General features: G+C 68.5%; 23 protein-coding genes. 8 read left to right on the top strand and 15 right to left on the bottom strand.

Going from position 1 to position 21,913, the window contains the following annotated elements:
* Positions 1-27 precede the first annotated feature (27 nt).
* From ABE473_RS14975 to ABE473_RS14945, 7 genes are all read right to left on the bottom strand, one after another.
* Complete coding sequence (locus ABE473_RS14975) at positions 28-822, bottom strand: thymidylate synthase (RefSeq protein WP_176990350.1); 795 nt, start codon at positions 820-822, stop codon at positions 28-30.
* Positions 819-1,709, bottom strand: a complete 891-nt coding sequence (gene lgt / locus ABE473_RS14970; RefSeq protein ID WP_346490032.1) for a prolipoprotein diacylglyceryl transferase — start codon at positions 1,707-1,709, stop codon at positions 819-821. Before lgt ends, ABE473_RS14975 begins: the two co-directional genes overlap by 4 nt.
* Before the next feature lie 84 nt (positions 1,710-1,793).
* Positions 1,794-2,282 (bottom strand): TPM domain-containing protein, encoded by a 489-nt coding sequence (locus tag ABE473_RS14965; protein ID WP_179460800.1) that lies wholly within the window; start codon positions 2,280-2,282, stop codon positions 1,794-1,796.
* Positions 2,282-3,178: a TPM domain-containing protein gene (locus ABE473_RS14960; RefSeq protein ID WP_346490031.1), complete on the bottom strand. Its 897-nt coding sequence runs from the start codon at positions 3,176-3,178 to the stop codon at positions 2,282-2,284. The genes ABE473_RS14965 and ABE473_RS14960 overlap by 1 nt, the downstream gene beginning before the upstream one ends.
* 4 nt (positions 3,179-3,182) lie before the next feature.
* Positions 3,183-3,839: a LemA family protein gene (locus tag ABE473_RS14955; protein ID WP_346490030.1), complete on the bottom strand. Its 657-nt coding sequence runs from the start codon at positions 3,837-3,839 to the stop codon at positions 3,183-3,185.
* A gap of 93 nt (positions 3,840-3,932) precedes the next feature.
* Positions 3,933-4,682, bottom strand: coding sequence for a TerC family protein (locus ABE473_RS14950; RefSeq protein WP_123728386.1), 750 nt, complete (start codon positions 4,680-4,682; stop codon positions 3,933-3,935).
* 54 nt (positions 4,683-4,736) lie between these two features.
* A complete protein-coding gene (locus ABE473_RS14945; protein ID WP_346490029.1) occupies positions 4,737-5,117 on the bottom strand; it encodes a diacylglycerol kinase in 381 nt (126 codons plus the stop codon).
* 231 nt (positions 5,118-5,348) lie between these two features.
* On the opposite strand from ABE473_RS14945, the gene ABE473_RS14940 reads away from it, so the two are divergent.
* Complete coding sequence (locus ABE473_RS14940; protein ID WP_346490028.1) at positions 5,349-6,056, top strand: SGNH/GDSL hydrolase family protein; 708 nt, start codon at positions 5,349-5,351, stop codon at positions 6,054-6,056.
* Between the two features lie 7 nt (positions 6,057-6,063).
* Here the strand turns inward: ABE473_RS14940 and ABE473_RS14935 are convergent, their stop codons facing one another.
* From ABE473_RS14935 to ABE473_RS14925, 3 genes are all read right to left on the bottom strand, one after another.
* Complete coding sequence (locus ABE473_RS14935) at positions 6,064-7,335, bottom strand: HAMP domain-containing sensor histidine kinase (protein WP_346478267.1); 1,272 nt, start codon at positions 7,333-7,335, stop codon at positions 6,064-6,066.
* Between the two features lie 168 nt (positions 7,336-7,503).
* The gene (locus ABE473_RS14930; protein ID WP_019182442.1) at positions 7,504-8,217 is read right to left on the bottom strand and encodes a response regulator transcription factor; all 714 of its coding nucleotides are present in this window, start codon (positions 8,215-8,217) and stop codon (positions 7,504-7,506) included.
* 77 nt (positions 8,218-8,294) lie between these two features.
* Positions 8,295-8,945: an arylesterase gene (locus ABE473_RS14925; RefSeq protein ID WP_176990358.1), complete on the bottom strand. Its 651-nt coding sequence runs from the start codon at positions 8,943-8,945 to the stop codon at positions 8,295-8,297.
* Positions 8,946-9,065: 120 nt separating this feature from the next.
* On the opposite strand from ABE473_RS14925, the gene ABE473_RS14920 reads away from it, so the two are divergent.
* Together ABE473_RS14920 and ABE473_RS14915 are read left to right on the top strand one after the other, a co-directional pair.
* The gene (locus tag ABE473_RS14920; protein ID WP_179460794.1) at positions 9,066-9,668 is read left to right on the top strand and encodes an ATP-binding cassette domain-containing protein; all 603 of its coding nucleotides are present in this window, start codon (positions 9,066-9,068) and stop codon (positions 9,666-9,668) included.
* The gene (locus ABE473_RS14915) at positions 9,665-12,151 is read left to right on the top strand and encodes an FtsX-like permease family protein (protein ID WP_346490027.1); all 2,487 of its coding nucleotides are present in this window, start codon (positions 9,665-9,667) and stop codon (positions 12,149-12,151) included. The genes ABE473_RS14920 and ABE473_RS14915 overlap by 4 nt, the downstream gene beginning before the upstream one ends.
* Before the next feature lie 75 nt (positions 12,152-12,226).
* Here ABE473_RS14915 and ABE473_RS14910 read toward each other — a convergent pair whose 3' ends face one another.
* The 4 genes from ABE473_RS14910 to ABE473_RS14895 all read right to left on the bottom strand — a co-directional run bounded on the left by ABE473_RS14910 (position 12,227) and on the right by ABE473_RS14895 (position 15,403).
* The gene (locus ABE473_RS14910) at positions 12,227-13,168 is read right to left on the bottom strand and encodes a DUF6607 family protein (RefSeq protein ID WP_346490026.1); all 942 of its coding nucleotides are present in this window, start codon (positions 13,166-13,168) and stop codon (positions 12,227-12,229) included.
* A complete protein-coding gene (locus ABE473_RS14905; protein ID WP_176990362.1) occupies positions 13,168-13,758 on the bottom strand; it encodes a Hemin transport protein in 591 nt (196 codons plus the stop codon). Before ABE473_RS14905 ends, ABE473_RS14910 begins: the two co-directional genes overlap by 1 nt.
* A gap of 237 nt (positions 13,759-13,995) precedes the next feature.
* Positions 13,996-14,193 (bottom strand): hemin uptake protein HemP, encoded by a 198-nt coding sequence (locus ABE473_RS14900; protein ID WP_019182448.1) that lies wholly within the window; start codon positions 14,191-14,193, stop codon positions 13,996-13,998.
* Positions 14,194-14,434: 241 nt separating this feature from the next.
* A complete protein-coding gene (locus ABE473_RS14895; RefSeq protein WP_346490047.1) occupies positions 14,435-15,403 on the bottom strand; it encodes an aldo/keto reductase in 969 nt (322 codons plus the stop codon).
* 249 nt (positions 15,404-15,652) lie between these two features.
* Here ABE473_RS14895 and ABE473_RS14890 point away from each other — a divergent pair, with 249 nt between their 5' ends.
* Positions 15,653-16,951: a nucleoside transporter C-terminal domain-containing protein gene (locus tag ABE473_RS14890; RefSeq protein WP_179460790.1), complete on the top strand. Its 1,299-nt coding sequence runs from the start codon at positions 15,653-15,655 to the stop codon at positions 16,949-16,951.
* 26 nt (positions 16,952-16,977) lie between these two features.
* Positions 16,978-17,943 (top strand): ribokinase, encoded by a 966-nt coding sequence (locus ABE473_RS14885; RefSeq protein ID WP_176990365.1) that lies wholly within the window; start codon positions 16,978-16,980, stop codon positions 17,941-17,943.
* Between the two features lie 383 nt (positions 17,944-18,326).
* Here the strand turns inward: ABE473_RS14885 and ABE473_RS14880 are convergent, their stop codons facing one another.
* The gene (locus ABE473_RS14880) at positions 18,327-18,941 is read right to left on the bottom strand and encodes a hypothetical protein (RefSeq protein WP_346490025.1); all 615 of its coding nucleotides are present in this window, start codon (positions 18,939-18,941) and stop codon (positions 18,327-18,329) included.
* A gap of 211 nt (positions 18,942-19,152) precedes the next feature.
* Here ABE473_RS14880 and ABE473_RS14875 point away from each other — a divergent pair, with 211 nt between their 5' ends.
* Genes ABE473_RS14875 through ABE473_RS14865 form a run of 3 tightly spaced genes read left to right on the top strand, consistent with a single transcriptional unit; the run spans position 19,153 to position 21,908 of the window.
* Positions 19,153-19,932, top strand: a complete 780-nt coding sequence (locus tag ABE473_RS14875; protein ID WP_346490024.1) for a hypothetical protein — start codon at positions 19,153-19,155, stop codon at positions 19,930-19,932.
* Between the two features lie 51 nt (positions 19,933-19,983).
* Entirely contained in the window at positions 19,984-20,574 is a 591-nt protein-coding gene (locus tag ABE473_RS14870; RefSeq protein ID WP_346490023.1) for a hypothetical protein, read from the top strand.
* Positions 20,571-21,908, top strand: a complete 1,338-nt coding sequence (locus ABE473_RS14865) for a YcaO-like family protein (RefSeq protein WP_346490022.1) — start codon at positions 20,571-20,573, stop codon at positions 21,906-21,908. The genes ABE473_RS14870 and ABE473_RS14865 overlap by 4 nt, the downstream gene beginning before the upstream one ends.
* Positions 21,909-21,913 lie beyond the last annotated feature (5 nt).

Below are 21,913 nucleotides of genomic sequence, written 5' to 3'. Positions count from 1 at the left end.
GCTCAGCTCAGCAAGTTAGAGTCAACGTCACACCGCCACCGGGGCCTTGATCGCCGGGTGCGGGTCGTAGCCATCAATGCGGATGTCGTCGAACTGGAAGCCGAACAGGTCGGTCACCTCGGGGTTCAACCAGAGTTTCGGCAGCGCGCGCGGCTCACGCGCGAGCTGTTCGCGCGCCTGCTCGAAGTGGTTCGAGTACAGGTGCGCATCGCCGAGGGTATGCACGAAATCGCCCACGCCCAGCCCGGTCGCCTGCGCCACCATGTGGGTGAGCAGCGCGTAGCTGGCGATGTTGAACGGCACGCCCAGGAAGATGTCGCCGCTGCGCTGGTACAGCTGGCAACTGAGCTTGCCGTCCACCACGTAGAACTGGAACAGGTTGTGGCACGGCATCAAGGCCATCTGCGACAGCTCACCCACGTTCCAGGCGCTGACCACCAGCCGCCGCGAATCGGGGTTGCGCTTGATCTCGTCCACCAGCCACTGCATCTGGTCGATCGCGCCGCCATCGGCGGTGGCCCAGCTGCGCCACTGCTTGCCGTAGATCGGGCCGAGGTCGCCGTTCGCATCGGCCCACTCGTCCCAGATCCGCACCTGGTTGTCCTTCAGGTACCCGATGTTGGTATCGCCCTTCAGGAACCACAGCAGCTCGTGGATGATCGAGCGCAGGTGCAGCTTCTTGGTGGTGACCAGCGGGAAGCCGTCGTTGAGGTTGAAGCGCATCTGCCAGCCGAACACGCTGCGCGTGCCGGTGCCGGTGCGATCCGACTTTTCCGTGCCGTGCTCCAGCACATGCGCGAGCAGGTCCAGGTAGGCCTTCATGCCTTGGCTCCGGCAGCGGCGGCCGGCAGCACCGGCTGCAGCACCGGTGCGCGACGCGACAGTGCCAGCAGCACCAGGCCGAAGGCGATCAGCGGCACGCACAGGATCTGGCCCTTGGTCAGCCAGCCGAAGGCGATATAGACGCCATTGTCGGGCATGCGCACGAACTCCACCACGAAGCGGAAGAGGCCGTACATCAGCGCGAACAGGCCGGCGATCACGTAGCGGTGGCGCGGCTTGGCCGACACCGCCCAGAGCACCAAGAACATCACCAGGCCTTCCAGCAGCGCTTCATACAGCTGCGACGGATGGCGGGCGTACTGGTTGAGCGCACCGGTGGCGAACTCGGCCTTGAGGGTGGCCAGGTCCAGCCCGTTCAACGGGGCCGGCAGGCCGCTCGGGAACACGACGCCCCAGCTGCCATCGGTGTACTTGCCCCACAACTCGGCGCCGATGAAGTTGCCGATGCGGCCGAAGCCCAGGCCCAGCGGTACCAGCGGCGACATGAAATCGAGGGTGTCGAACAGATGCAGGCGATGCTTGCGCGACCACCACCACGAGGCGAACAGCACGCCGAGCAGGCCCCCATGGAAGCTCATGCCGCCGTCCCAGACCTTGAACAGCAGCAGCGGGTTGTGCAGGAATTCCGAGGTCGCGTAGAACAGCATGTAACCCACGCGCCCACCGACGACGACCCCGAGCATCGCGTAGAACAGCAGGTCGGAGAAGCCGTTGGCATCGACCCCGGGCAGGCGCCCGGCCGCGATCCGCTTGCGCCCCAGCCACCAGGCGGCAGTGAAGCCGAGCAGGTACATGATGCCGTACCAGTGCACCTTGATCGGCCCGAGCGAGATGGCGATGGGGTCGATATCGTGGAAATAGATCATGAAGGGCGCCTTGCAGGGATGCGGATATTCTAGCGCCGCCCGGGAGCGGCCTCGCGGCGGCCGCGATCGCGCGATTGCCGGGCTTCAGCCCAGAATCTGCGGCGTGTCCGGCAGGCCGTCATCCTGTGACCCCGGAACGGGCGGATAGTGCCCGGCCAGCAGGTCCGAGACCTCTTCGATCGCCAGCAGCACGGCCTCCTGCAGGGCGCCCTCGCGCAGCCGCTGCTGCATGTGCGCGCAGATGGCCCGCCACTGCGCCTCATCGATCCGCCCGCGCAGGCCGCGATCGGCGACCAGCTCGATCGCATGGTCGGCCAGCAGCAGGTAGATCAGGACGCCGTTGTTGTGTTCGGTATCCCAGGTCCGCAACTGGGCGAAGGCCTGCCCGGCGCGCTGCTGTGCGGTGATGCCCTGCCACAACGCGGCCAGCGGCAGATCCGCTTCCACCGCGAACATCACCTGGCCACCGTGGCGGCGCTCGCCGGCCGTGATCGCCTCGGTGATCGCCTGCAGATGTGCCGGTGGGAAGGCGCGCCGCACCGAGGGGGAAAACACGTGCCGGAGCCAGCGCATCACCAGCCTCCCGAGGCGCCACCGCCTCCCGAACGTCCACCACCCCCGCCCCAGCCGCCTCCACCGCCGCCGAAGCCACCCCCGCCGCCACCGAACCCGCCACCGCCCCAGCCACCCCCACCCCAGCCGCCACTGCGCGCGAACACGCCGCCGCGACCGGCCGACGTCAGGCCGACCAGCAGGCCCACCACGGCGGCCGCGCCACTGGCGACCACCAGCGAGGTGAACAGGAACGCGGCCACCCCGGCCCCGGCACCGCTCGCCAGCGCGCGCAGGGGGCGCGGCAGCCAGCCCAGGATGCCGCGCAGGAACAAACCGGCGAACAGGCCGATGCCCAGCGCCATCGTCCAGTTGCCACCCGCCGGGGCGTCCTGGGCGCGATGCGTGCTGACCGGCGCAGGCAGCGCCTCGCCGTCGATCAGTTTGACCAGCGCAGCGCTGGCATCGGTGAGGCCACCGGCGTAGTCGTTGCTGCGGAACCGCGGGGCCAGGTACTCCTGGATCACCCGGTTGGCGATCGCATCCGGGATCGCGCCTTCCAGGCCGTAGCCCGGCTCGATGCGGACCCGGCGATCGTCCTTGGCCACCACCAGCAGCACGCCGTCATCCACGCCCTTGCGGCCGATGGACCACTGCTCGAACACCCGTTGGGTGTACTGCTCGATGGTTTCCGGCGCGGTGCTCGGCACCATCAGGATCTGCAGCTGGCTGCCCTTGCGCTGCTGCAGGGCCAGCGCCTGCGCCTCCAGTGCCTGGATCTGCGCCGCGTCCAGGGTGCCGGTGGTGTCCACCACGGGCGAGGACATCGGCGGGATCTCGGCCTGGCGCTGCGCCCAGGCCGGCAACGCCAGCGCCAGGCAGAGCAGCAGGAGCCAGCGCAGCAGGCGCATGGTCACGGGCTCAGTTAGCCGGCTGCGGCTGCGGCTGCGGCGCGGGCGGCTGCGGTGCGGGCGCCGGAGCCTGGGCCGGGGCCTGCGAGCCGAACTTGACCGCCGGCGGCTGCGAGATCTGCGCTTCGTTCTCCACCGTGAAGTTCGGCTTGGTCGCATAGCCGAACAGCTTGGCGGTGATCACCTGCGGGAACTGGCGGATGTAGGTGTTGTAGTCCTGCACCATCTGGATATAGCGGCCGCGCGCCACAGTGATGCGGTTCTCGGTGCCTTCCAGCTGCGCCTGCAGATCGCGGAAGCCCTGGTCGGACTTCAGGTTCGGGTAGTTCTCGGTGACCACCAGCAGGCGTGACAGCGCACCGCTCAGCTCGCCCTGGGCCTGCTGGAACTGCTTGAGAGAGTCGGCATCGTCGGCGTTGACGTTGACCTGCCCCACGCGCGCACGGGCGTTGGTGACATCGGTCAGGACCTGGCGTTCCTGGTTGGCATAGCCTTCCACGGTCTGCACCAGGTTGGGGATCAGATCGGCGCGGCGCTTGTACTGGTTGAGCACCTCGGCCCAACCGGCCTTGACCTGCTCATCCTTCTGCTGGATGGCGTTGTAGCCACAACCGGACAACAGGGAGGCCAGTACGGCCAGGCACAACATACGGGAGAACGATCGCATGGCCGGCTCCGGATCTCGATGAACGGGATCCGGAGCATGCCACGTCCTGGGTAAAGCGGATGTGGTGCCGGCCAGCGGTCGGCACCTACCCCCTTACCAGTTGCCGGCACCCGGCACGTGGTGGGCCACGGCGCGGCGGCGCATCAGCAGGTTCAGCCATTCCACCAGCACCGAGAAGCCCATCGCGGCGTAGATGTAGGGCTTGGGCACATGCACGTCCAGGCCATCCAGGATCAATACCGCGCCGATCAGCAGGATGAAGGCCAGCGCCAGCATCTTCACGGTCGGGTTGGCGTCGATGAAGCGGCCCAGCGGATTGGCGGCCAGCAGCATGACGGCGACCGAGAGCAGGATCGCGGCGACCATCACCGGCACATGTTCGGCGATGCCGACCGCGGTGATGACCGAGTCCAGCGAGAACACGATGTCGATGATGGCGATCTGCGCGATGACCATGCCGAACACGGCCGACGCCTTGGTGGTGGTCGGATCCTCATCCTCGCCGCCGGTGATCAGCTCGCGGATTTCCATGCCGCCCTTGATGATCAGGAACAGGCCACCGACGATCAGCACCAGGTCGCGGATCGAGATGCCCATCCCGGCCACCGTGAACAGGTTGGCCTGCATGTGCGCCAGGTACGCCAGCGACACCAGCAGCAGGATGCGGGTGATGCAGGCCACGGCGATGCCGAGCTTGCGCGCGAACGGACGACGCGCTTCGGGCAGCTTGCTCACCGCGATCGAGATGAACACCAGGTTGTCGATGCCCAGCACGATTTCCAGTGCGCTCAGGGTCAGCAGGGTCAACCAGACATTGGGGTCGGACAACAACTCAAGAAACATGGACTTCCATCCTTACAGGGGGGATGACGCGGGTGACGCGCCAGAAGTTTTAGGTCAGAGAATCTGCGGCAGCAGGATCAGGGTCCAGCACACCAGTACGTTCATCATCAGCACGAAAACGGCGGCCGAGCCCATGTCCTTGGCGCGCCCGGCGAGCTCGTGGAACTCGGCGCCGTAGCGTTCGATCACCGCCTCGATCGCCGAGTTGGCCAGTTCCATGGCCAGCACCAGCAGCACCGAACCGATCATCAGCGCGCGCTCCACCGGGGTCTGGCCGAGCCAGAGCGCCAGCGGGGCGAGCACGATCAGCAGATACACCTCCAGCCGGAACGAGGACTCGTGCAGCCAGGCCGCACGCAGTCCCTGCCACGACCAGACCGCCGCCTTGAAGATGCGCTTGGGGCCGCGCGGCAGGTGCCCGATTTCATCCGCCATGGGCAGGCACCCCGGTCGACAACGCGGGCCGGAACGGCAGGAACAGCACACGGCAGACGGTCATGGGCATCGCTGAATGGGGCAGGCAATCCCTCATTTTGCCATAAGCCGGTCGGGGCATTGTCGAAGGCGGCCAACGCCCGTCCGTGGTAAAGCGCGGCCCGGCGGCAGCTTCTATGATGAACGCCTACCCGTCCGGGCGCCTTCGGTGCCCCACCACAGGAGTCGTCCATGCTGCACCGCCGTGCCCGCCCCCTTCTGCTCGCCCTTGCCCTGGGCGCCGCCCTGCCCGCACTGGCGCGCACGCCGGCCCCCGCCACGCCGCAGGTACCGACCCAGGTCTCCAACGTGGCCTGGGCCGGCGACATGGCGCAGTTCGCGGCACAGGACGCGGCCAGTCCGCCGCCGCGCGGCGGCATCGAATTCATCGGCAGCTCGTCGATCCGGATGTGGGAGAGCCTGGCCGCCGATTTCCCGGGCCAGCCGGTGTTCAACCGCGGCTTCGGCGGTTCGGAAGTACGCGACAGCACCTGGTATGCCGACCGCATCGTGATCCCGTATGCGCCGTGCAAGGTGTTCTTCTACGCCGGCGACAACGACCTCAACAGCGGCCGCAGCCCGGCGCAGGTCCGCGACGACGTGGTGGCCTTCGTCAACCGCGTGCACCGCGACCTGCCGAAGACCACGGTGGAGATCATCTCGATCAAGCCCAGCCCCTCGCGCGCGCAGCTGCTGCCGGCGGTGGTGGAGGCCAACGGGCTGATCAGGAAGGCGCTGGCCACCCTGCCCAACACCGGCTACACCGATGTCTACACGCCGATGCTCGATGCCGGCGGCCAGCCGCGTGCCGCGCTGTTCCGCGAGGACATGCTGCACATGACGCCCGAAGGCTATGCGATCTGGCGGGCTGCGCTGGCGCCCAAGGTGCAGTGCGACTGAGCGCGGCTCAGCGGTAGTGGATCGTGGCCTGCGTGCCCTGCCCGGGCTCGCTGGCCAGGCCGATCTTCCAGCCGAAGCGGTCACACAGCCGGCGCACGATCGACAGCCCCAGCCCGGTGCCCTGCGGGCGGCTGGGCTCGGCGCGATAGAACGGCTCGAAGGCACGGCCCAGCGCTTCGGCGGACATGCCGATCCCCGTGTCGCGCACGACCACGCGGTCGGCCTCGACGTCGACGTCGATGCGGCCTTCGTCGGTATAGCTGCAGGCGTTGCGCAGCAGGTTGCTGACCACCACCTGCAGCACCCGCGGCGGTGCGTGCAGCATCACCGGGCCGCTGCTGTGCAGATGGATTTCCACGGGCCGCCCGGCGATCAGCTCGCGGGCGTTGTCCACCTCGTAGCGGACGATCTCGTTGACGTCGAACAGCTCGACCTGCGGCTCGACATCGGCCTCGCGGGCGAGGATCAGGAAGGCATCGATCACCGCCTCCATGTCGCGTCCGGCGCGCTGGATGCGCTGCAGGCCGCGGCGCAGGCGCGGGGTCATGTCCTGGTCGCCCAGCGCCATGTCGCTGGCCACGCGGATCACGGTGAGCGGCGTGCGCAGCTCGTGGCTGGCATCGCGGGTGAAGTTGCGCTCGCGCGCGACATGCGCGGTGACCTTGGTCGCCAGCGAGTGCAGCGCGGCCGCCAGCTGGCGGGTCTCGCCCTGCATGTCCGCCGGCAGCTTGGCCGGGGCCAGGTCGGCGGCTTCCGGGTGCCCCGGATCCCAGCGCGAGACGCGCCGGGCCAGCCAGTTGACCGGCGACACCAGGCGTTTGGATGCGCGGTAGGTGATCCACGAGGCGCCATAGACGGCCAACAGCGTCAGCAGCACCGGCACGATGCCGAACCAGAACGCCAGCATCTCCGCGCGCGAACGCAGGAACACCAGGTACAGGCGGCCTTCCGGGCGCGCATCGACCAGCACCAGCTGGTCGTCGTCCTTGAGCTCATGGAAGCCGGGCGTGAGCGTGCGCAGGTTGGCCGGCAGGCTCAGCGGCGACTGACCTGTCTCGAGCAGGTAGCCGCGGATGTTCTGGGTATTGGGCGGCGGCTGCACCGGCGAGGCCTCGTGCAGTTGCCAGTAGTAGCCGGCCTCTTCCTTCAGTGCGCTGCTGACCAGACTGTGCTTGATCACCAGCGATACCAGCCAGGCGCCCAGCAGGATGCCCAGGCTGGCGAGCACGGCTTGGAGGATGAAGACGATACGGATCTTGCGCGGCAGACCGTGCGGCATTACGGGGTCCAGGGCGGTTCGCGGCGATTATAGGAAAGCTTGCCGTGAGTCCATCGTGCAAACCATGACAACGGCCCGGCAAACGCCGGGCCGTCATGCTCCAGAGGGTCCCGGAGGATCGGATCGCTCATGCCGCCCGCAGGCGGCCGAGCGGCGATCGACCGCCCATCAGCTCATCGGCTGGGCGATATCGGCAATACGGTAACCGGCACTCTGCACGGTGTGCAGCAGCGGGCGGTCGAACGGCTTGTCGATGATCTTGCGCAGGTTGTACAGATGGCTGCGCAGGGTGTCCGAGTCCGGCAGGCCATTGCCCCAGATCTCGCGTTCGATTTCCTGGCGGGTCACCACGCGCGGCGATTCGCGCATGAGGATCGTCAGCAGGCGCAGGCCGATCGGCGAGAGCTGCAGTTCGGTCCCGGCACGGGTGGCGCGCATGCTGACCGGATCGAGCACGAGGTCGGCAACCTTGAGCACTTCCGAGCCGACCTGGCGACGCTCGCGGCGGATCAGCGCGCGCAGGCGGGCTTCCAGTTCCTGGATCGCGAACGGCTTGGTCAGGTAGTCATCGGCGCCGAACCCCAGGCCGGTGAGCTTGTCGTCCAGCGTGTCGCGCGCGGTCAGCATCAGCACCGGCGTCGACTTGCGGGCGTCGTTGCGCAGCCGGCGACAGACTTCGATACCGTCCAGACGCGGCAGCATCAGGTCCAGCACGACCACGTCGTAGCTGTTCTCGGCCGCCAGACGATAACCGTCCAGCCCATCCTGGGCGTAGTCGACTTCGAAGCCGCGCCCTTCCAGGTACTCGCCGATCATCTCGGAAATATTACGGTTGTCTTCGACCACCAGCACCAGGCCGGAGGTCTCCTTTGTCTGACGCATGGGATTCCCTCTTTCTTCAGCTTTGTGAAACATGCCGCATCGCCGGTGGACGCGGCGTGAAGTTCACCGCACACCGATCACAGCAGGGGTTTGAGCAGCGGCCAGACGTTCTCCAGCACCTGCGGCTGCGCAGCCGCGGTGGGGTGCAACCCGTCGGCCTGCATCAGGTTCGGCTTCAACGCCACGCCTTCCAGCAGGAACGGCAGCAGCGGCACCTTGTACGCCTTGGCCAGCTCCGCATAGGTCTGGCGCAGGCGCTGGCGGTAGGCCGGGCCGTAGTTGGGCGGCACGTCGATGCCCAGCAGCAGCACCTTCGCGCCCGCCTTCTGGCTGGCCACGATCATCTTTTCCAGGTTGCCGCGCAGTTGCGCCGGGGTCAGCCCGCGCAGGGCATCGTTGCCGCCCAGCTCGATCACCACCACGGACGGCCGGTGCTTCTCCAGCAGCCCGGGCAGGCGGGTCAGCGCGCCGGCGGTGGTCTCGCCGCTGATGCTGGCATTGATGATCGCCGGCGGGGGCGTGATCTGTTGTTTGACCCGCTGCTGAAGCAGGTTTACCCAGCCCGACGCGGCCGGGATATTGTGGGCGGCACTGAGGCTGTCGCCGACCACCAGCACCGCTGCACGGGTGTCCGGACCTTTGGCACAGGCCAGCATCGGCATCAGCAGCAACCATGCCAGCAGCCAGCCCATCGAGGCCGCGCGGCCCCTTCCGTTTGCTTGGTTCATTGGAGAATCCTCATCGACAGCCTGTCCCCCCGCAGCGCGCCCGTCGCCATCGCCGCCCACAACGTGGGCAAGTCCGCACGTGGCCCGGAGGGTGAAGTCCACATACTGGACAACATTGACATGACCGTCCATGAAGGCGAGAGCGTGGCGATCGTCGGCGCTTCAGGTTCGGGCAAGACCACCCTGCTCGGCCTGCTCGCTGGATTGGACCTGCCCAGCCACGGCACGATCGCGCTGGCCGGTGCCGAGCTCAACACGCTCGATGAGGAAGCCCGCGCGCAGCTGCGCGCCCGCGAGGTCGGCTTCGTCTTCCAGAGCTTCCACCTGCTGCCGGCCTTGACCGCCGAAGAGAACATCGCGCTGCCGCTGGAACTGGCCGGCCGCGAGGATGCCGCGCGCGTGCGCGAGGTGTTGGAGCAGGTCGGTCTGGGCCACCGCGCACGTCACTACCCGCGCCAGCTCTCCGGCGGCGAGCAGCAGCGTGTGGCGCTGGCCCGCGCGTTCGTGGCGCGGCCGCGCATCCTGTTCGCCGATGAGCCGACCGGCAGCCTGGACCAGGCCACCGGGCAGCAGATCAGCGACCTGCTGTTCGCGCTCAACGCCACCAGCGATACCACCCTGGTGCTGGTCACCCACGACCTGCGCCTGGCCCAGCGCTGCGAGCGCATCTACCAGCTCGATGGTGGCCGACTGGCCGATACCGTTGCCGGCGCGGGCGCATGAACGTCGTGCGCCACGCGGCGCGTGCGCTGCGCCGCGAGTTCCTCGCCGGTGACCTGCTGACCGTGTTCGCCGCGCTGGTGCTGGGCGTGGCGGTGATGACCGCGGTCGGGACCCTGGTCAACCGGGTCACGCTGGCATTGACCAGCAGCGCGGCGGAAATGCTCGGCGGCGACCTCGGCCTGAGCGGGCGCGAGGATGTTCCGCAGACCTTCGCCGATGCAGCGCGCGAGCGCGGGCTGGCCACGACGCGCATGGTCAGTTTCCCCAGCGTGCTGTTCCACGGCGATGACAGCCAGATGGCCAACATCAAGGCGGTCGCCGACGGCTATCCGCTGCGTGGCGAACTGCGGGTCAGCCGCACCCTGCACGACAGCGCCAGTGAAACCACGGGAACGCCGCCGCCGGGCGAAGCGTATGCCGATCCACGGCTGATGCAGGCGCTTGGCCTGCAGGTGGGCGATGCACTGGAGTTCGGTGCGGGCGCGTTGACCGTGACCCGGGTGCTGCAGGCCGAGCCGGACACCTCCGGTGAGCTGATGCAGCTGTCGCCGCCGCTGCTGGTGAACCGCATCGATGTCGATCGCGCCGGCCTGCTCGGGCCGGGCAGCCGCGCGTCCTATCGCATGATGTTCGCGGGTGACCGGGCGCAGATCGAGGCCTTCCGCGAATGGCTCACACCGCAGGCCAAGGGCTACCGCATTGTCGGCACCGCCGACGCCCAGCGCGGTGTACGCGGCGCGTTCGATCTGGCCGGGCGCTTCCTCTCGCTGGCCGCGTTGCTGGCGGTGTTGCTGGCCGGTGTCGCCACCGCACTGGCGGCCAACCGCTTCGCGATGCGACGCATCGACCAGGTCGCGATCCTGCGCTGCCTGGGCGCGCGCCAGCGCGACATCCTCTCGGCGATGGCGCTGCAGCTGGTGATGCTGGCGGTGCCGGCGTGCCTGGTCGGCATCGGCCTGGGCATGGCCGCACAGGCCGGGCTGGTGCAGGCACTGGGCGGGTTGATTCCGAACCGCCTGCCGTTGCCCCAAGCCACACCGGCGCTGAGTGGTGCCGGCATCGGACTGGTGCTGCTGCTGGGCTTCGGCCTGCCGCCGCTGCTGCGCCTGCGCAGCGTGCCGCCGATGCGCGTGCTCAACCGCAGCTTCGCCGCGCTGCCGCCGAGTTCCATGCTGGTTTATGCCGCCGCGCTGGCCGCGACCGTGGCACTGACCGTGCAGGCCACCGGCGATGTGAAACTGGCGACGTGGGTGCTGGGTGGGCTGGCGGCGCTGGCGGCCCTCGCCGGTGCGCTCGGCGCGCTGCTGCTGTGGCTGCTGCGTGGGCTGCAGCCTCGCCTGCGCGGGCGCTGGAAGCTGGGCCTGGCCTCGTTGACGCGCCGACGCGGACTCGCGGTGATGCAGCTGGTCGGCCTGTCGCTGTCGCTGTGTGCATTGTTGCTGCTGTCGGTGATCGGCCCTGGGCTGCTGGCGCAGTGGCGCGACCGTCTGCCGACCGATACGCCGAACTACTTCCTGATGAACATCCAGCCCGGGCAGCGCGACGCGGTGCTGGCCACCTTGGGTGGGCTCGGGGTGGTCGCGCCGGGCATCGAGCCGTTCAGTACCGGCCGCCTGCTGGCGGTCAACGACCGGCCGCCGCAGCGGCAGGCGCGCGAGGACAACAGCAACGAGGATGACGATGCCAACCGGCCGGTCAACTTCTCGTGGCGGCACGATTTCCCGCCGGCCAATACGCTGCTCAGCGGAACGTTCTGGAAGGCTGGAAGCACGGCCGCCGAGGCCTCGATCGAGCAGGGCTGGGCCGAGCGCTACGGGATGAAGCTGGGCGATACGGTGACGCTGCAGATGGGCGACCAGGAGCGCAGCTTCACGGTCACCAGCATCCGCAAGGCGGACTGGGATTCGTTCCGGGTCAACTTCTTCCTGCTGCTCAACGAAGGCGCGGTGGCCGATGCGCCGTACAACCTGATCACCGCGTTCCATCTGCCGCGCGCGCAGGCGCCGGCACTGGCCGGGCTGACGCGGGAGCATCCGAACATTTCGCTGCTGGATATCGACGGCATCCTGGAGCGGGTGCGCGAAGTGATCAACCGGGTGACGCAGGCGGTGCAGCTGGTGATGGGCTTCAGTCTGCTGGCCGGTCTGCTGGTGTTGCTGGCGGCGTTGCAGGCCACGGCCGGTGAACGGCGCTACGACAGTGCGGTGCTGCGTACGCTGGGGGCGACGCGCCGTCAGCTGCGCGGTGCGGTGCTGGTGGAGTTTGGTGCGCTCGGCCTGTTGTCGGCGTTGTTGGCCGTGGGCACGGCGGCGCTGCTGGGCAGCGTTGTGGCACGGCAGGTGTTCGAGTTGACGCTGAGCCCGCCGTGGGTGCCGTTGCTGGTGGGCGGCGCGCTGGGGGTTGGGTTGAGCATGCTGGCCGGCTGGTGGGGCACGCGGCGGATTCTGCATACGCCGCCGGCGTTGGCGCTTCGGGAGGCGTGAGTTTGGGGCGCCGTTGCACTGAAAGCGAAAGCGACGGCGTCTTGGCGTTCACGGCCTGAAGGCTGGCGGGTAGCGCTACTGCGCGCTTTCTGGTGGTGCTTTTTCCACCCACTGCTGGAAGACGGCGTCGATCTCGGTGTCCACCACTGTCTTGCCGTCCTGGATGTCCTGGGCCTGGGTGAACAGCGGGATGATCATGGCCATGCCGTCGGGTGTGGTCTTCAGGTGCACGCCCGGTGCCTGCCCGAGGAAGCCGTCCCAGCGCTGGCGCACCTTCGCCCAGTAACCCGCTGTGGCCGCCCAGTAATCGTAGGCGGGCTTGAAGTCCACCTCGGTGGTCTTGTTGTACTCGTTGAAGCCGAACTCACGTGCGATCGGTGTCTGCGTGCCGTCGGGGCGCCGCAGGATCTTGGTGTTGAACTGCTCGTGGGTCCACCCGTTCGGTGTGCGCGTGTGCCGGTTGATCACCGCGAGCGCGTTGTAGTCGCTGCGGCGGGTGTATTCGCGGCGTGGCAGCGGGCGCCAGCTGAGATCGCTGGTCCACGCGGGGATACCGTTGTCGTAGGTCCAGGCGCCGGTGCCGCAGTAGCGCGGTGCGTCGCTGACTTCGTAGACGCATTGGGTCCAAGCGCCGCGGGTGAGCGCTGCGGGAATCGGGCGCACCTGCCAGGTCTGGTCGGCGCTGAACTCGAACCGGTGCGGTGCCTGGTACACCCAGTCCTGGCGCCAGTGCTTGGTGACGTGGCCACTCTTGGGTTCGACCAGCAGGTGCTGCAGCACCACCCGCGTCGGAGTGTCTTCGACCACGATCACCACTTCGTTGCCGCCGGTGCGCACGGCCGGCGCGCGTTCGTAGCCGGGTGCGAGCAGGACGGTTTCGTCGAAGGCGAAATCGACGGTGTATTCGCCCTGCATCGCCAGGATGCTGGCGTGGTCGCGCGCAGGGTCGGCCGGTACGGCGTGCGCGCTGGCGGTGAGCGCGAGCAGCAGCCCCGCGAGGGCGAGCGAGTGCGTCATTACAGCTGGATCACCGGCATGCCATCGGCAGTCCACGGTCCGCCGCGGCGGGCGGCGGTGGCGCAGCAGCAGTCATCGACCCACAGCTCGCCTTCGGCACCTTCCACGTTGCCGATCCGGCGTGCGGTGGTGGCGCCCAGGGACGACAACGAGGCCAGGCTGGCGGCGAGTTCGCGGCCTTCGCCCACCTGCAGGCGCAGCGCGCACATGCGCCAGGCGTCGTTGCCCAGGCGCACCGCGAGGCGACGCCAGAGACGTTCGGCGACACCCGCGTCGTTGACTGGTTCGGGCCGCGCGGGGAACGCGGAGACCAGGCGGTCCCAGGCGAGGAAGTCGCTGTCCGGCAGCAGATACAGGCGCCAGCAGCAGCGTCCGCGGGCATCGACGAAGCACAGGCTTTCGCGGATGCCTTCGCTGTCCATGCCCTGGCAGGCATGCGCGGAGACGGCGTGTTTCCAGCCACCGAGTTCACTGCTGTCGGGACGGTACAGGCACAGCACGGTACCCAGCGAGGCAAGCTGCGTGGCCGAGGGTAGACCGGCGATGGGATGGCGGCCCGGTGGGCGGCCGACGGAGAGGGCGCGGCTCATGGCGATCTACCTGCACTCGGCGGTTGCGGAGGAGACCCTCGACCCACGCCGGAGACCGGAGTCGACGGCGGAGTGTCGAGGGGGAGAGAGCTGGGACCATGGCGAGCCGCGGGGGGAGGTGCGGGACCCGCATGGATGTGGACCACGGTCGCTGACTGCTGAAGCAGCCGGCCAGCGGCCGGCACTACCGGAATCGGCCTGCGGCCGGCACTGCCTCAGTCGGCCAGCGGGCCGGCATTACTTGGTCAGAATGAGCTTATCGTTGCTGGTATGGCGCAGGCGATAGAACCGGTCGCCGTGCTGGATCAGGATTTCGCGACGTCCCTTGAGCAGGGCTTCGCTGTCGATCACTTCTTCCGGCGGGACCACGCGGACCGGACGGTCGCGGAGGGTCAGCGTTTCGGGGCGCAGCAGTACAGCAGCTTGAGTGTTCATCGTCTGGACTCGTTGCGAGGGGCGAGTCAAATGATAATGATTCTCAGTTGACAATCAACAACCATTCTCACTTTGATAGATGACATTAATGATCGAACGCCAGCTATCAATAGGCTTTGTCAATCGCAATGGGGAAGCGTGCCGTTTCAGAGAGCTGGGGAGCCGGCCAGCGGCCGGCACTACCGGTCCGGGGGTGGCAGGACATTGAGGTGCCTGCTCCCCCGCACCCAACCCGACCCGATCAACCAAACACCGCATCCACCTGCTGCCAGACGCTCTCATCCAGCTGTTCGAACAGGGCCAGCGCCCCCAGGTTCTCTTCCAGTTGGCTGACCCGGCTGGCGCCGAGGATCACGCTGGACACATTGGGGTTGCGCAGGCACCAGGCGATCGCCAGCTGCGCCGGGGAAACACCGAGCTGCGCGGCCAGTGCGGTATAGCGGCGCACCCGTTCCATGCGGTCGCTGCCGTCGTCGAGCACCTGCGTCCTCAACCAGCCCAGCTGTTCCTGGCCCAGCCGGGACTGCGGGTCGATCCCCGCGTTGTACTTGCCGGTCAGCAGGCCGGAGGCCAGCGGCGACCAGATCGTGGTGCCCAGGCCGGCCTCCGCGTACAGCGGGGCGTACTCGCGCTCGACCCGCTCACGGTGCAGCAGGTTGTACTGCGGCTGCTCCATCGAAGGCGCATGCAGGTTGCGCGCGCGGGCGATGTCCACCGCCTCCTGGATCTGCGCGGCCGACCACTCCGAGGTGCCCCAGTACAGCACCTTGCCCTGGCGGATCAGGGTATCCATCGCCTGCACGGTCTCGGCGATCGGGGTGTCCGGATCCGGGCGATGGCAGTAATAAAGATCCAGGTATTCCACCCGCAGGCGCTTGAGCGCGGCGTGGCAGGCGTCGGTCACGTGCTTGCGCGACAGGCCGTGCTGGGTCGGACGCGGGTCGTCGACCGCACCGAAGAACACCTTGCTGGAGACGCAGAAGCCGTCGCGTGGGAGGCGCAGGTCGGCGATCACATCCCCCATCACCTGCTCGGCGCGACCACGGGCGTAGCCCTCGGCGTTGTCGAAGAAGTTGACCCCGGCATCCCAGGCGGTGGCGATCAGTTTGCGGGCCTCGTCGCGGCCGATCTGATCGCCGAAGGTCACCCAGGCCCCGAAGGACAGGGCCGAGAGCTTCAGGCCGGTGGAGCCAAGACGGCGATAGAGCATGTGGTTCTCCTGCTGCGGGCCCGCGACCGGGCCGGATCGATACCGGTAAGTGTAGAGGGTGGCGCGCAGCGCGCGCAGGCCGGACCCCCTGATCTCACGGGCCATGACACGCTCTGTGGAAATCGAGCCATGCCTTGCCGATACTGGCCCGATCACGACCGATCGGCTCGCGGACGCTGCTTTTCCTTGCCCCGCCCTTGCCGCTGCTCTAGGCTTCCCGTTTTTCGCGGCGCCCCAAAGGGAAGTCTCATGGTCGAAGGTTTGGGCAGGATTGGCTTCGGCCTGTTCGGGTTGGCAGTGCTGATCGGCATTGCCTGGTTGTTCTCGAACAACAAGCGGGCTGTCGACTGGCGCCTGATCGTCACCGGTATCGCCCTGCAGATCGCCTTCGCGGCGGTGGTGCTGTTGGTGCCCGGTGGCCGCGAGGTGTTCGATGCGCTGGGCAAGGGCTTCGTCAAGATCCTCGAGTTCGTCAATGCGGGCTCGATCTTCATCTTCGGCAGCCTGATGGACACCAAGCGGTTCGGCTTCATCTTCGCCTTCCAGGTGCTGCCGACCATCATCTTCTTCTCGGCGCTGATGGGGGTCATGTACCACCTCAACGTGATGCAGGCGATCGTGCGCGCCATGGCCTGGTCGATCACCAAGATCATGCGCGTGTCCGGTGCGGAAACCACCAGCGTCTGTGCCAGCGTTTTCATCGGCCAGACCGAGGCGCCGCTGACCGTGCGCCCGTACATCGCCAAGATGACCCAGTCCGAACTGCTCACCATGATGATCGGCGGCATGGCGCACATCGCGGGCGGCGTGCTGGCCGCCTACGTGGGCATGCTCGGCGGCGACGATCCGGTGCAGAAGGCCTATTTCGCCAAGCACCTGCTGGCCGCCAGCATCATGGCCGCCCCGGCCACCCTGGTGGTGGCCAAGCTGCTGGTGCCTGAAACCGGCACCCCGCTGACCCGCGGCACGGTCAAGATGGAAGTGGAGAAGACCTCCAGCAACATCATCGACGCGGCCGCAGCTGGCGCCGGCGACGGCCTCAAGCTGGCGCTGAACATCGGCGCGATGCTGCTGGCCTTCATCGCGCTGATCGCCCTGGTCAATGCTCCGCTCACCTGGTTGGGCGAGATCAGCGGCCTGCAGGCGATGATCGGTCGCCCGACCGACCTGTCGACCATCTTCGGCTACGTGTTGGCCCCGATCGCCTGGGTGATCGGTACCCCGTGGGTCGATGCCACCACCGTGGGCTCGCTGATCGGCCAGAAGGTCGTCATCAACGAGTTCGTGGCGTACTCGAAGTTGTCGGAAATCGTCAACGGCCGGGTGCCGGGCGTGACCCTGTCCGACGAGGGCCGCCTGATCGCGACCTACGCACTGTGCGGTTTTGCCAACTTCAGTTCCATCGCGATCCAGATCGGTGGTATTGGTGGCCTGGCGCCGGAGCGTCGCCACGATCTGGCCAAGTTCGGCCTGCGCGCGGTGCTCGGCGGTACCATTGCCACCTTCATGACGGCGACCATCGCCGGCGTGCTGACGCATTTCAGCTGATATCCGTTCCTTGAGAAACAGTCTTTATGAGTAGCAGTGTCGTCGTAATCGGTTCCTTCAATGTGGATCATGTCTGGCGTTGTGAGTCGCTCCCGGCCCCGGGTGCGACCATTGCCGGCCGCTACAGCACCGGTCCCGGCGGCAAGGGCTTCAACCAGGCCGTGGCCGCCCGCCGCGCCGGCGCGCCGACCACGTTCCTGTGCGCGCTGGGCGATGACGCCGGCGGTGCGATGGCCCGTGGGCTGGCCGAGCAGGACGGCTTCGCGCTGACCGCCGAGGCCAGCAGCGAGCCGACCGGCACCGGCGGCATCTATGTCGACAGCCGTGGCCGCAACACCATCGTGATCGGCCCGGGTGCCAACGCGGCGCTGAGCCTGGACTTCGTCGAACAGCAGCGCGCGCTGCTGGCCGGCGCCAAGGTGGTGCTGGCACAGCTGGAATCGCCGGTGGAAACCATCGAAGCCGCCCTGGCGATCGCGCGTGAGGCCGGTGCCACCACCGTGCTCAACGTGGCCCCTGCCGATGCGCCGTCCAGCATCGGCCTGCTCAAGCTGGCCGACGTGCTGACCCCGAACGAGACCGAGTTCGCCGCCCTGCTCGGCCGTCATGTCGGCGAGCGCGTGGAGGCCAACGACGTCGCCGCGCTGGATGGCGCCAGCCTGCATGCGCTGTGCCGCAAGCTGGTCGGCAACGGCACCGTGGTGGTGACGCTGGGTTCGGTCGGCGTGTTCGTTTCGCACGCCGAAGAGAACCTGCGTGGCGACACCCAGCCGTACTACCGCGTGGGCGCCGAGCAGGTGCAGGTGCTGGACACCACCGGTGCGGGCGATGCGTTCAACGGCGCCCTGGTCGCTTCGATCGCGCAGGACCCGGAGGCAGCGTTTGCCCGCCACGTGCGTTTCGCCAACCAGTTCGCCGGCCGTTCGACCGAGAAGGAAGGCGCCGCCGCGGCGATGCCGCACTTCACCCCGGCCGACGCCGAAAACAAGTAAGCCTCACCGAGGTGCATACCGAGAGGCCAGCGTTCGCGCTGGCCTTTTTTTTTGTTCTTCACTGTGCGCGGCACGGGTGAAGCGCGCTCTGTGGCTTTCCAGGCGCGGCGGCGGGTGGGTCGAGCGCTGGGGCGCGATGCCCTTGCCGGCGAATGTCCCCCGGCGTCGGCCTGCGGCCGCCCCCTCCTCCTTTATTTCGCCCACAAGGGCATCGCGCCCCACGTGTCCAGACTACTGGCGCTGCATGGAAAGCGCCGGTTTCCCTTCTGCCTGCCGCGAGCCGGAGCCCCGTAGCGGCCGGTAGGCCCCTGGGCAAAATCAAGGAGGAGGCTGTCGCCGCCAGGCGGCGGCCGGGGGACATTTGCCGAGGGGCCTGCCGGTCGCTACGGGGCCCCTGAGCTCGCGGTACGCCCCAGCGACGTCGGCATGCAGCGCGTGATCCACAGTGCCAGCGCACCCACCAGAAGTCCGGCAAGCACGTCCAGCAGATCGTGCTGCCAGGTGGTGAGCGTCGAGAGCAGGATCAGCCCACACGCGCCGTGCCACAGCCAGCGCAGTACCGCCGCATCGGCCTGCAGCCACTGCCGCCATGCCTGCCAGACCACCACCAATACCGCGGCATGCAGCGACGGCGCCATGTTGAACGGCGCCTCGAACGCGCGCAGCTGTGCGAACAACAGCCCGCTCACGCCATCCGGCTGCGGCAAAACACGCACGTTGCCGGTCGGCCAGCACACGAAGGCGAGCATGCAGGCGGCCTGCACCAGCGCGATGGCCAGCGCATGGCGGCGCAGGGCCGATCGGGTCGGGCAGAGGAAGAACGTCAGCGGGTACAGCAGGTTCAGCGCCAGGTAGGGCCAGATCGTCCACGCCCAGAACGGCATCACCTCGTCCCAGCGACCGTGCAGGCTGTACGTCTGCGGCTGGCTGGCGGCCCAGTGGTTGGTCCAGCTGTAGCCGTGGATGAACATCGCGCCGAGCAGCAGCATCCACAGCATGGCCTCGCGCCAGGGCGGCTGGGGGACCGAAGGGTTGGCATGAGGCGGTAGGGGCACGCGCGCACCCTAGCAGAACGTGGCACGCCTGTTTGCCGCTATCCTTGCGCTTTCGCGGATACAGGGACTGTACGCAGTGGCAGCAGCAGGCAGTCAGCAACACGCAGGCCCACACGCGGACGCACTGCGATGGACGCGCAATCCGGCCTGGGCCGTGTTCTCGCAGACCCATGCGCAGCGCCCGCTGCTGCTGGTCTCCGGTGGCGCCGACGAGCTCTACGTGGTCGATGAGGCGGATACGCCGACGGTCGTCGAACGAATCCTCGGCCACTGGCAGGACGACACGCTGGCGATGCTCGAGGACGATCCCGACTGCGGCCCGGCGGTCCGCCAGCTGATACGCCTCGGTGTACTGGTGCCGCTGCAGGCCGTGCGCAACGTGCGCCGCTATGCACTCGATTGGCTCGGCGACCCCCTGCCCGGATTGGCCGACGCCTTCGACCAGCATGCCAGCGCGGATCTGCAGCGCGTGGAGGCCGTCGCCGATGCCGATCTGCTGGTCCTGGTCCGGCATGGGCTCGGCTGGGAACAGGCCCTCACCCGTTACCGCGCACGCATGCCGGCACAGCCGCATCTGCTGCTCGACCTCAGCTATCACCACACGCTCGCGCTCGGGCCGTATGTGGTGCCGGGCCAGAGCGCCTGCGTGTATTGCCTCGGCAACCGGGTGCTGCGCCGGTGGGGCGACGCCATGGTGCCGGCGCTGCCCGCCGTCGCCGCGCAGCCGGCACGGATCGCGGCGCTGGTCGCCCCCTTGCTGGATCAGCCCCAGCTGTTGCTGGGCTATCTCGAACGCAGCGTCTGGCTCGACCTGCATCGCCTGCACGGGGAGCGCGACCGGGTGCTGAGGCTGCCGTGGTGCCCCGCCTGCCAGGGCGGGGAGGCGGCGCTGCCGGCACCGCTGCCGCTGCCTTGGGACGCCGCGCGCCCGTGATAATGTGCCTCCCGCGCCGGGCGTTTCCGCCTCGGTCAAGGGAGTGACCCCATGTATCGCCTGCCGACCCAGTTCGATGCCAGTGCTTCGCGCCAGGACCTTGCCGCCGCAGGCGGCGGCTCGACCTCGACCACCTGCAGTTCCTGCGTCGTCACCCTGCTCGGCACCTCGGTGCTGTCCGCGGTGGTGCTCGGCAGGCTGGACCCCGTTGCGCCCGCCGCCAATAGCAGCGAAGCGCACGCCACGGCAGTTCCCGTCGATACCGGCACCGGTGCTCACGCCCCGCAGCCTCCCCCGCTGCCCGAGTCGCCGCTTGCTGCGGAGCCGGACCGTCCGGAGACGGCATCAGCGTCAGCCACGCCTACAGTGCCGGCGGCAGGGCTGAGCCGCACGAGCCGGGTGCTGCTGGGCCTGTTCGCCTTGCCGCTGGCCGCGATCGGCGGCGGCATTTTCATGAGCACCTCCAACCCGATCTTCGGGCTGTTCGTCGCCGTCGGGCTGTATCTCGGCATCTATGCCCTCGTCTACGAACGCGCGGGGCGTTCGCTCGGGCGCGGCATCGGCATCGCCATCGGGCTGCTGCTGGGCCTGTTCGCGGTCGGCGCGCTCGAGATGATGCTCTGGCTGAGCGTGTTGAAATGAGCCGCGCCGCCGTGCAGGCGGCGGCGGTGGACACGCCAACGTTGTCGTCGCACCTGCTGCATGGCGCGGCGCGTCCGCGCTGCGGTCTGGTGCGCCCGGCCCAGCCGATCGAGGCCAACCCCTGCGATGCCACCGGCCCCTTGTTCGAGGGACGGCGCGTACACAATGCCGCCACCCCGGCCGATCCGGCCAATCCCTGGCAGGGCGTCTCAGGCGCGGTCGCGCTGGAGGCCGATGCGGCCGCCGATGGCGCGGTCGCCGAAGCCCTGGAGCGACTGGCGGCGGCGCAGGCGAGCCTGGAAGTGCGGCGCCGCGATGCGCTGACGCCCGCACAACGCCTGGACGAATCGGCCTTCGCGCTGTTCTCGGCCCGCCAACGTGCAACGCCGGGTTTTCCATGGCCGATGCCCGAACGCGACGACGATCTGTTCGCAGCGGTGCATGCGCTGGATGACAACCGGGTGGCCTGGGTGCCGCAGGAACTGGTCGGACTGGGGCCGCGCAGCGGCCAGGCGCGATTGCCGTCGACGTCCAGTGGCCTGGCGGCCTGGCGGGATGGCCGCGAGGGCGCCTGGCTGGCGCTGCTGCGCGCGGCCCAGGAGCTGCTGGAGCGCGATGCGCTGGCGGTGACCTGGCTCAACGGCGTGGCCGGCCGGAGAATCGCGCTGCCCGCCCAATGGCAGGCATTCGTGGACGCGCGCGGGGGCGAACTGCAGGCCTTCGACCTGACCCAGCACTGGAACCCGCACCCGGTGATCGCGGTCGCGGGCGGCATCCCGTTCGAAGGCCGCGCCCGGCAAGTCCTCGGCATCGCCTGCCGCGCCGATCCGGGTGAGGCGCTGCACAAGGCGCTGCTGGAATGGCAGCAGGCGCTGACCTTTGCCGCGCACCTGTGTGGCCGCGAAAGCGCGCGGCTTCCGCGTGAACCGGCTGCGCTGCGCAGCTTCGACGAACATGCCGCGTTCTACACCCTGCGCCCGGACCTGTGGCCGCAGCTGCCGCTGCTGCGGGAGGCGGGCGACAGCACGTTGCAGCTGCCGCCACCGGGCGGGGTGATGCGTCCCGCTGCGCCGCGCGCCATCACCGAGCTCGATCTGCTGCGGCGCCAGCTGGGCCGTGCCGGCATCGCGCTGTACTACCGCGAGTTGACCACCGCCGATGTGGCCGCGGCCGGCCTGCGGGTGATGCGGGTGCTGTCGCCGCAGCTCAGTGGCCTGCATGCCGACGAGCGTGCGCCGTTCCTCGGCGGCCGTTGCCAGGACGTGGCCTGGCGCTATCCCGGCGTGCCGCACAGCGGCGCGTTTCCGAATCCCTTCCCGCATCCATTGGGCTGATCCCC

Origin of the sequence: Stenotrophomonas sp. TWI700, assembly GCF_039673645.1 — a bacterium.
Classification (GTDB): Bacteria; Pseudomonadota; Gammaproteobacteria; order Xanthomonadales; family Xanthomonadaceae; genus Stenotrophomonas; species Stenotrophomonas maltophilia_AA.
This window is presented reverse-complemented; position numbering and strand designations above follow the sequence as displayed.

Bases quoted from the DNA above. Each gene is read 5' to 3' on its own strand.
- ABE473_RS14975 (WP_176990350.1), bottom strand. From the start codon at position 822: ATGAAGGCCTACCTGGACCTGCTCGCGCATGTGCTGGAGCACGGCACG.
- lgt (WP_346490032.1), bottom strand. From the start codon at position 1,709: ATGATCTATTTCCACGATATCGACCCCATCGCCATCTCGCTCGGGCCG.
- ABE473_RS14965 (WP_179460800.1), bottom strand. From the start codon at position 2,282: ATGCGCTGGCTCCGGCACGTGTTTTCCCCCTCGGTGCGGCGCGCCTTC.
- ABE473_RS14955 (WP_346490030.1), bottom strand. From the start codon at position 3,839: ATGCGATCGTTCTCCCGTATGTTGTGCCTGGCCGTACTGGCCTCCCTG.
- ABE473_RS14950 (WP_123728386.1), bottom strand. From the start codon at position 4,682: ATGTTTCTTGAGTTGTTGTCCGACCCCAATGTCTGGTTGACCCTGCTG.
- ABE473_RS14945 (WP_346490029.1), bottom strand. From the start codon at position 5,117: ATGGCGGATGAAATCGGGCACCTGCCGCGCGGCCCCAAGCGCATCTTC.
- ABE473_RS14940 (WP_346490028.1), top strand. From the start codon at position 5,349: ATGCTGCACCGCCGTGCCCGCCCCCTTCTGCTCGCCCTTGCCCTGGGC.
- ABE473_RS14935 (WP_346478267.1), bottom strand. From the start codon at position 7,335: ATGCCGCACGGTCTGCCGCGCAAGATCCGTATCGTCTTCATCCTCCAA.
- ABE473_RS14930 (WP_019182442.1), bottom strand. From the start codon at position 8,217: ATGCGTCAGACAAAGGAGACCTCCGGCCTGGTGCTGGTGGTCGAAGAC.
- ABE473_RS14925 (WP_176990358.1), bottom strand. From the start codon at position 8,945: ATGAACCAAGCAAACGGAAGGGGCCGCGCGGCCTCGATGGGCTGGCTG.
- ABE473_RS14920 (WP_179460794.1), top strand. From the start codon at position 9,066: ATGACCGTCCATGAAGGCGAGAGCGTGGCGATCGTCGGCGCTTCAGGT.
- ABE473_RS14915 (WP_346490027.1), top strand. From the start codon at position 9,665: ATGAACGTCGTGCGCCACGCGGCGCGTGCGCTGCGCCGCGAGTTCCTC.
- ABE473_RS14910 (WP_346490026.1), bottom strand. From the start codon at position 13,168: ATGACGCACTCGCTCGCCCTCGCGGGGCTGCTGCTCGCGCTCACCGCC.
- ABE473_RS14905 (WP_176990362.1), bottom strand. From the start codon at position 13,758: ATGAGCCGCGCCCTCTCCGTCGGCCGCCCACCGGGCCGCCATCCCATC.
- ABE473_RS14900 (WP_019182448.1), bottom strand. From the start codon at position 14,193: ATGAACACTCAAGCTGCTGTACTGCTGCGCCCCGAAACGCTGACCCTC.
- ABE473_RS14895 (WP_346490047.1), bottom strand. From the start codon at position 15,403: ATGCTCTATCGCCGTCTTGGCTCCACCGGCCTGAAGCTCTCGGCCCTG.
- ABE473_RS14890 (WP_179460790.1), top strand. From the start codon at position 15,653: ATGGTCGAAGGTTTGGGCAGGATTGGCTTCGGCCTGTTCGGGTTGGCA.
- ABE473_RS14885 (WP_176990365.1), top strand. From the start codon at position 16,978: ATGAGTAGCAGTGTCGTCGTAATCGGTTCCTTCAATGTGGATCATGTC.
- ABE473_RS14880 (WP_346490025.1), bottom strand. From the start codon at position 18,941: ATGCTGTGGATGCTGCTGCTCGGCGCGATGTTCATCCACGGCTACAGC.
- ABE473_RS14870 (WP_346490023.1), top strand. From the start codon at position 19,984: ATGTATCGCCTGCCGACCCAGTTCGATGCCAGTGCTTCGCGCCAGGAC.
- ABE473_RS14865 (WP_346490022.1), top strand. From the start codon at position 20,571: ATGAGCCGCGCCGCCGTGCAGGCGGCGGCGGTGGACACGCCAACGTTG.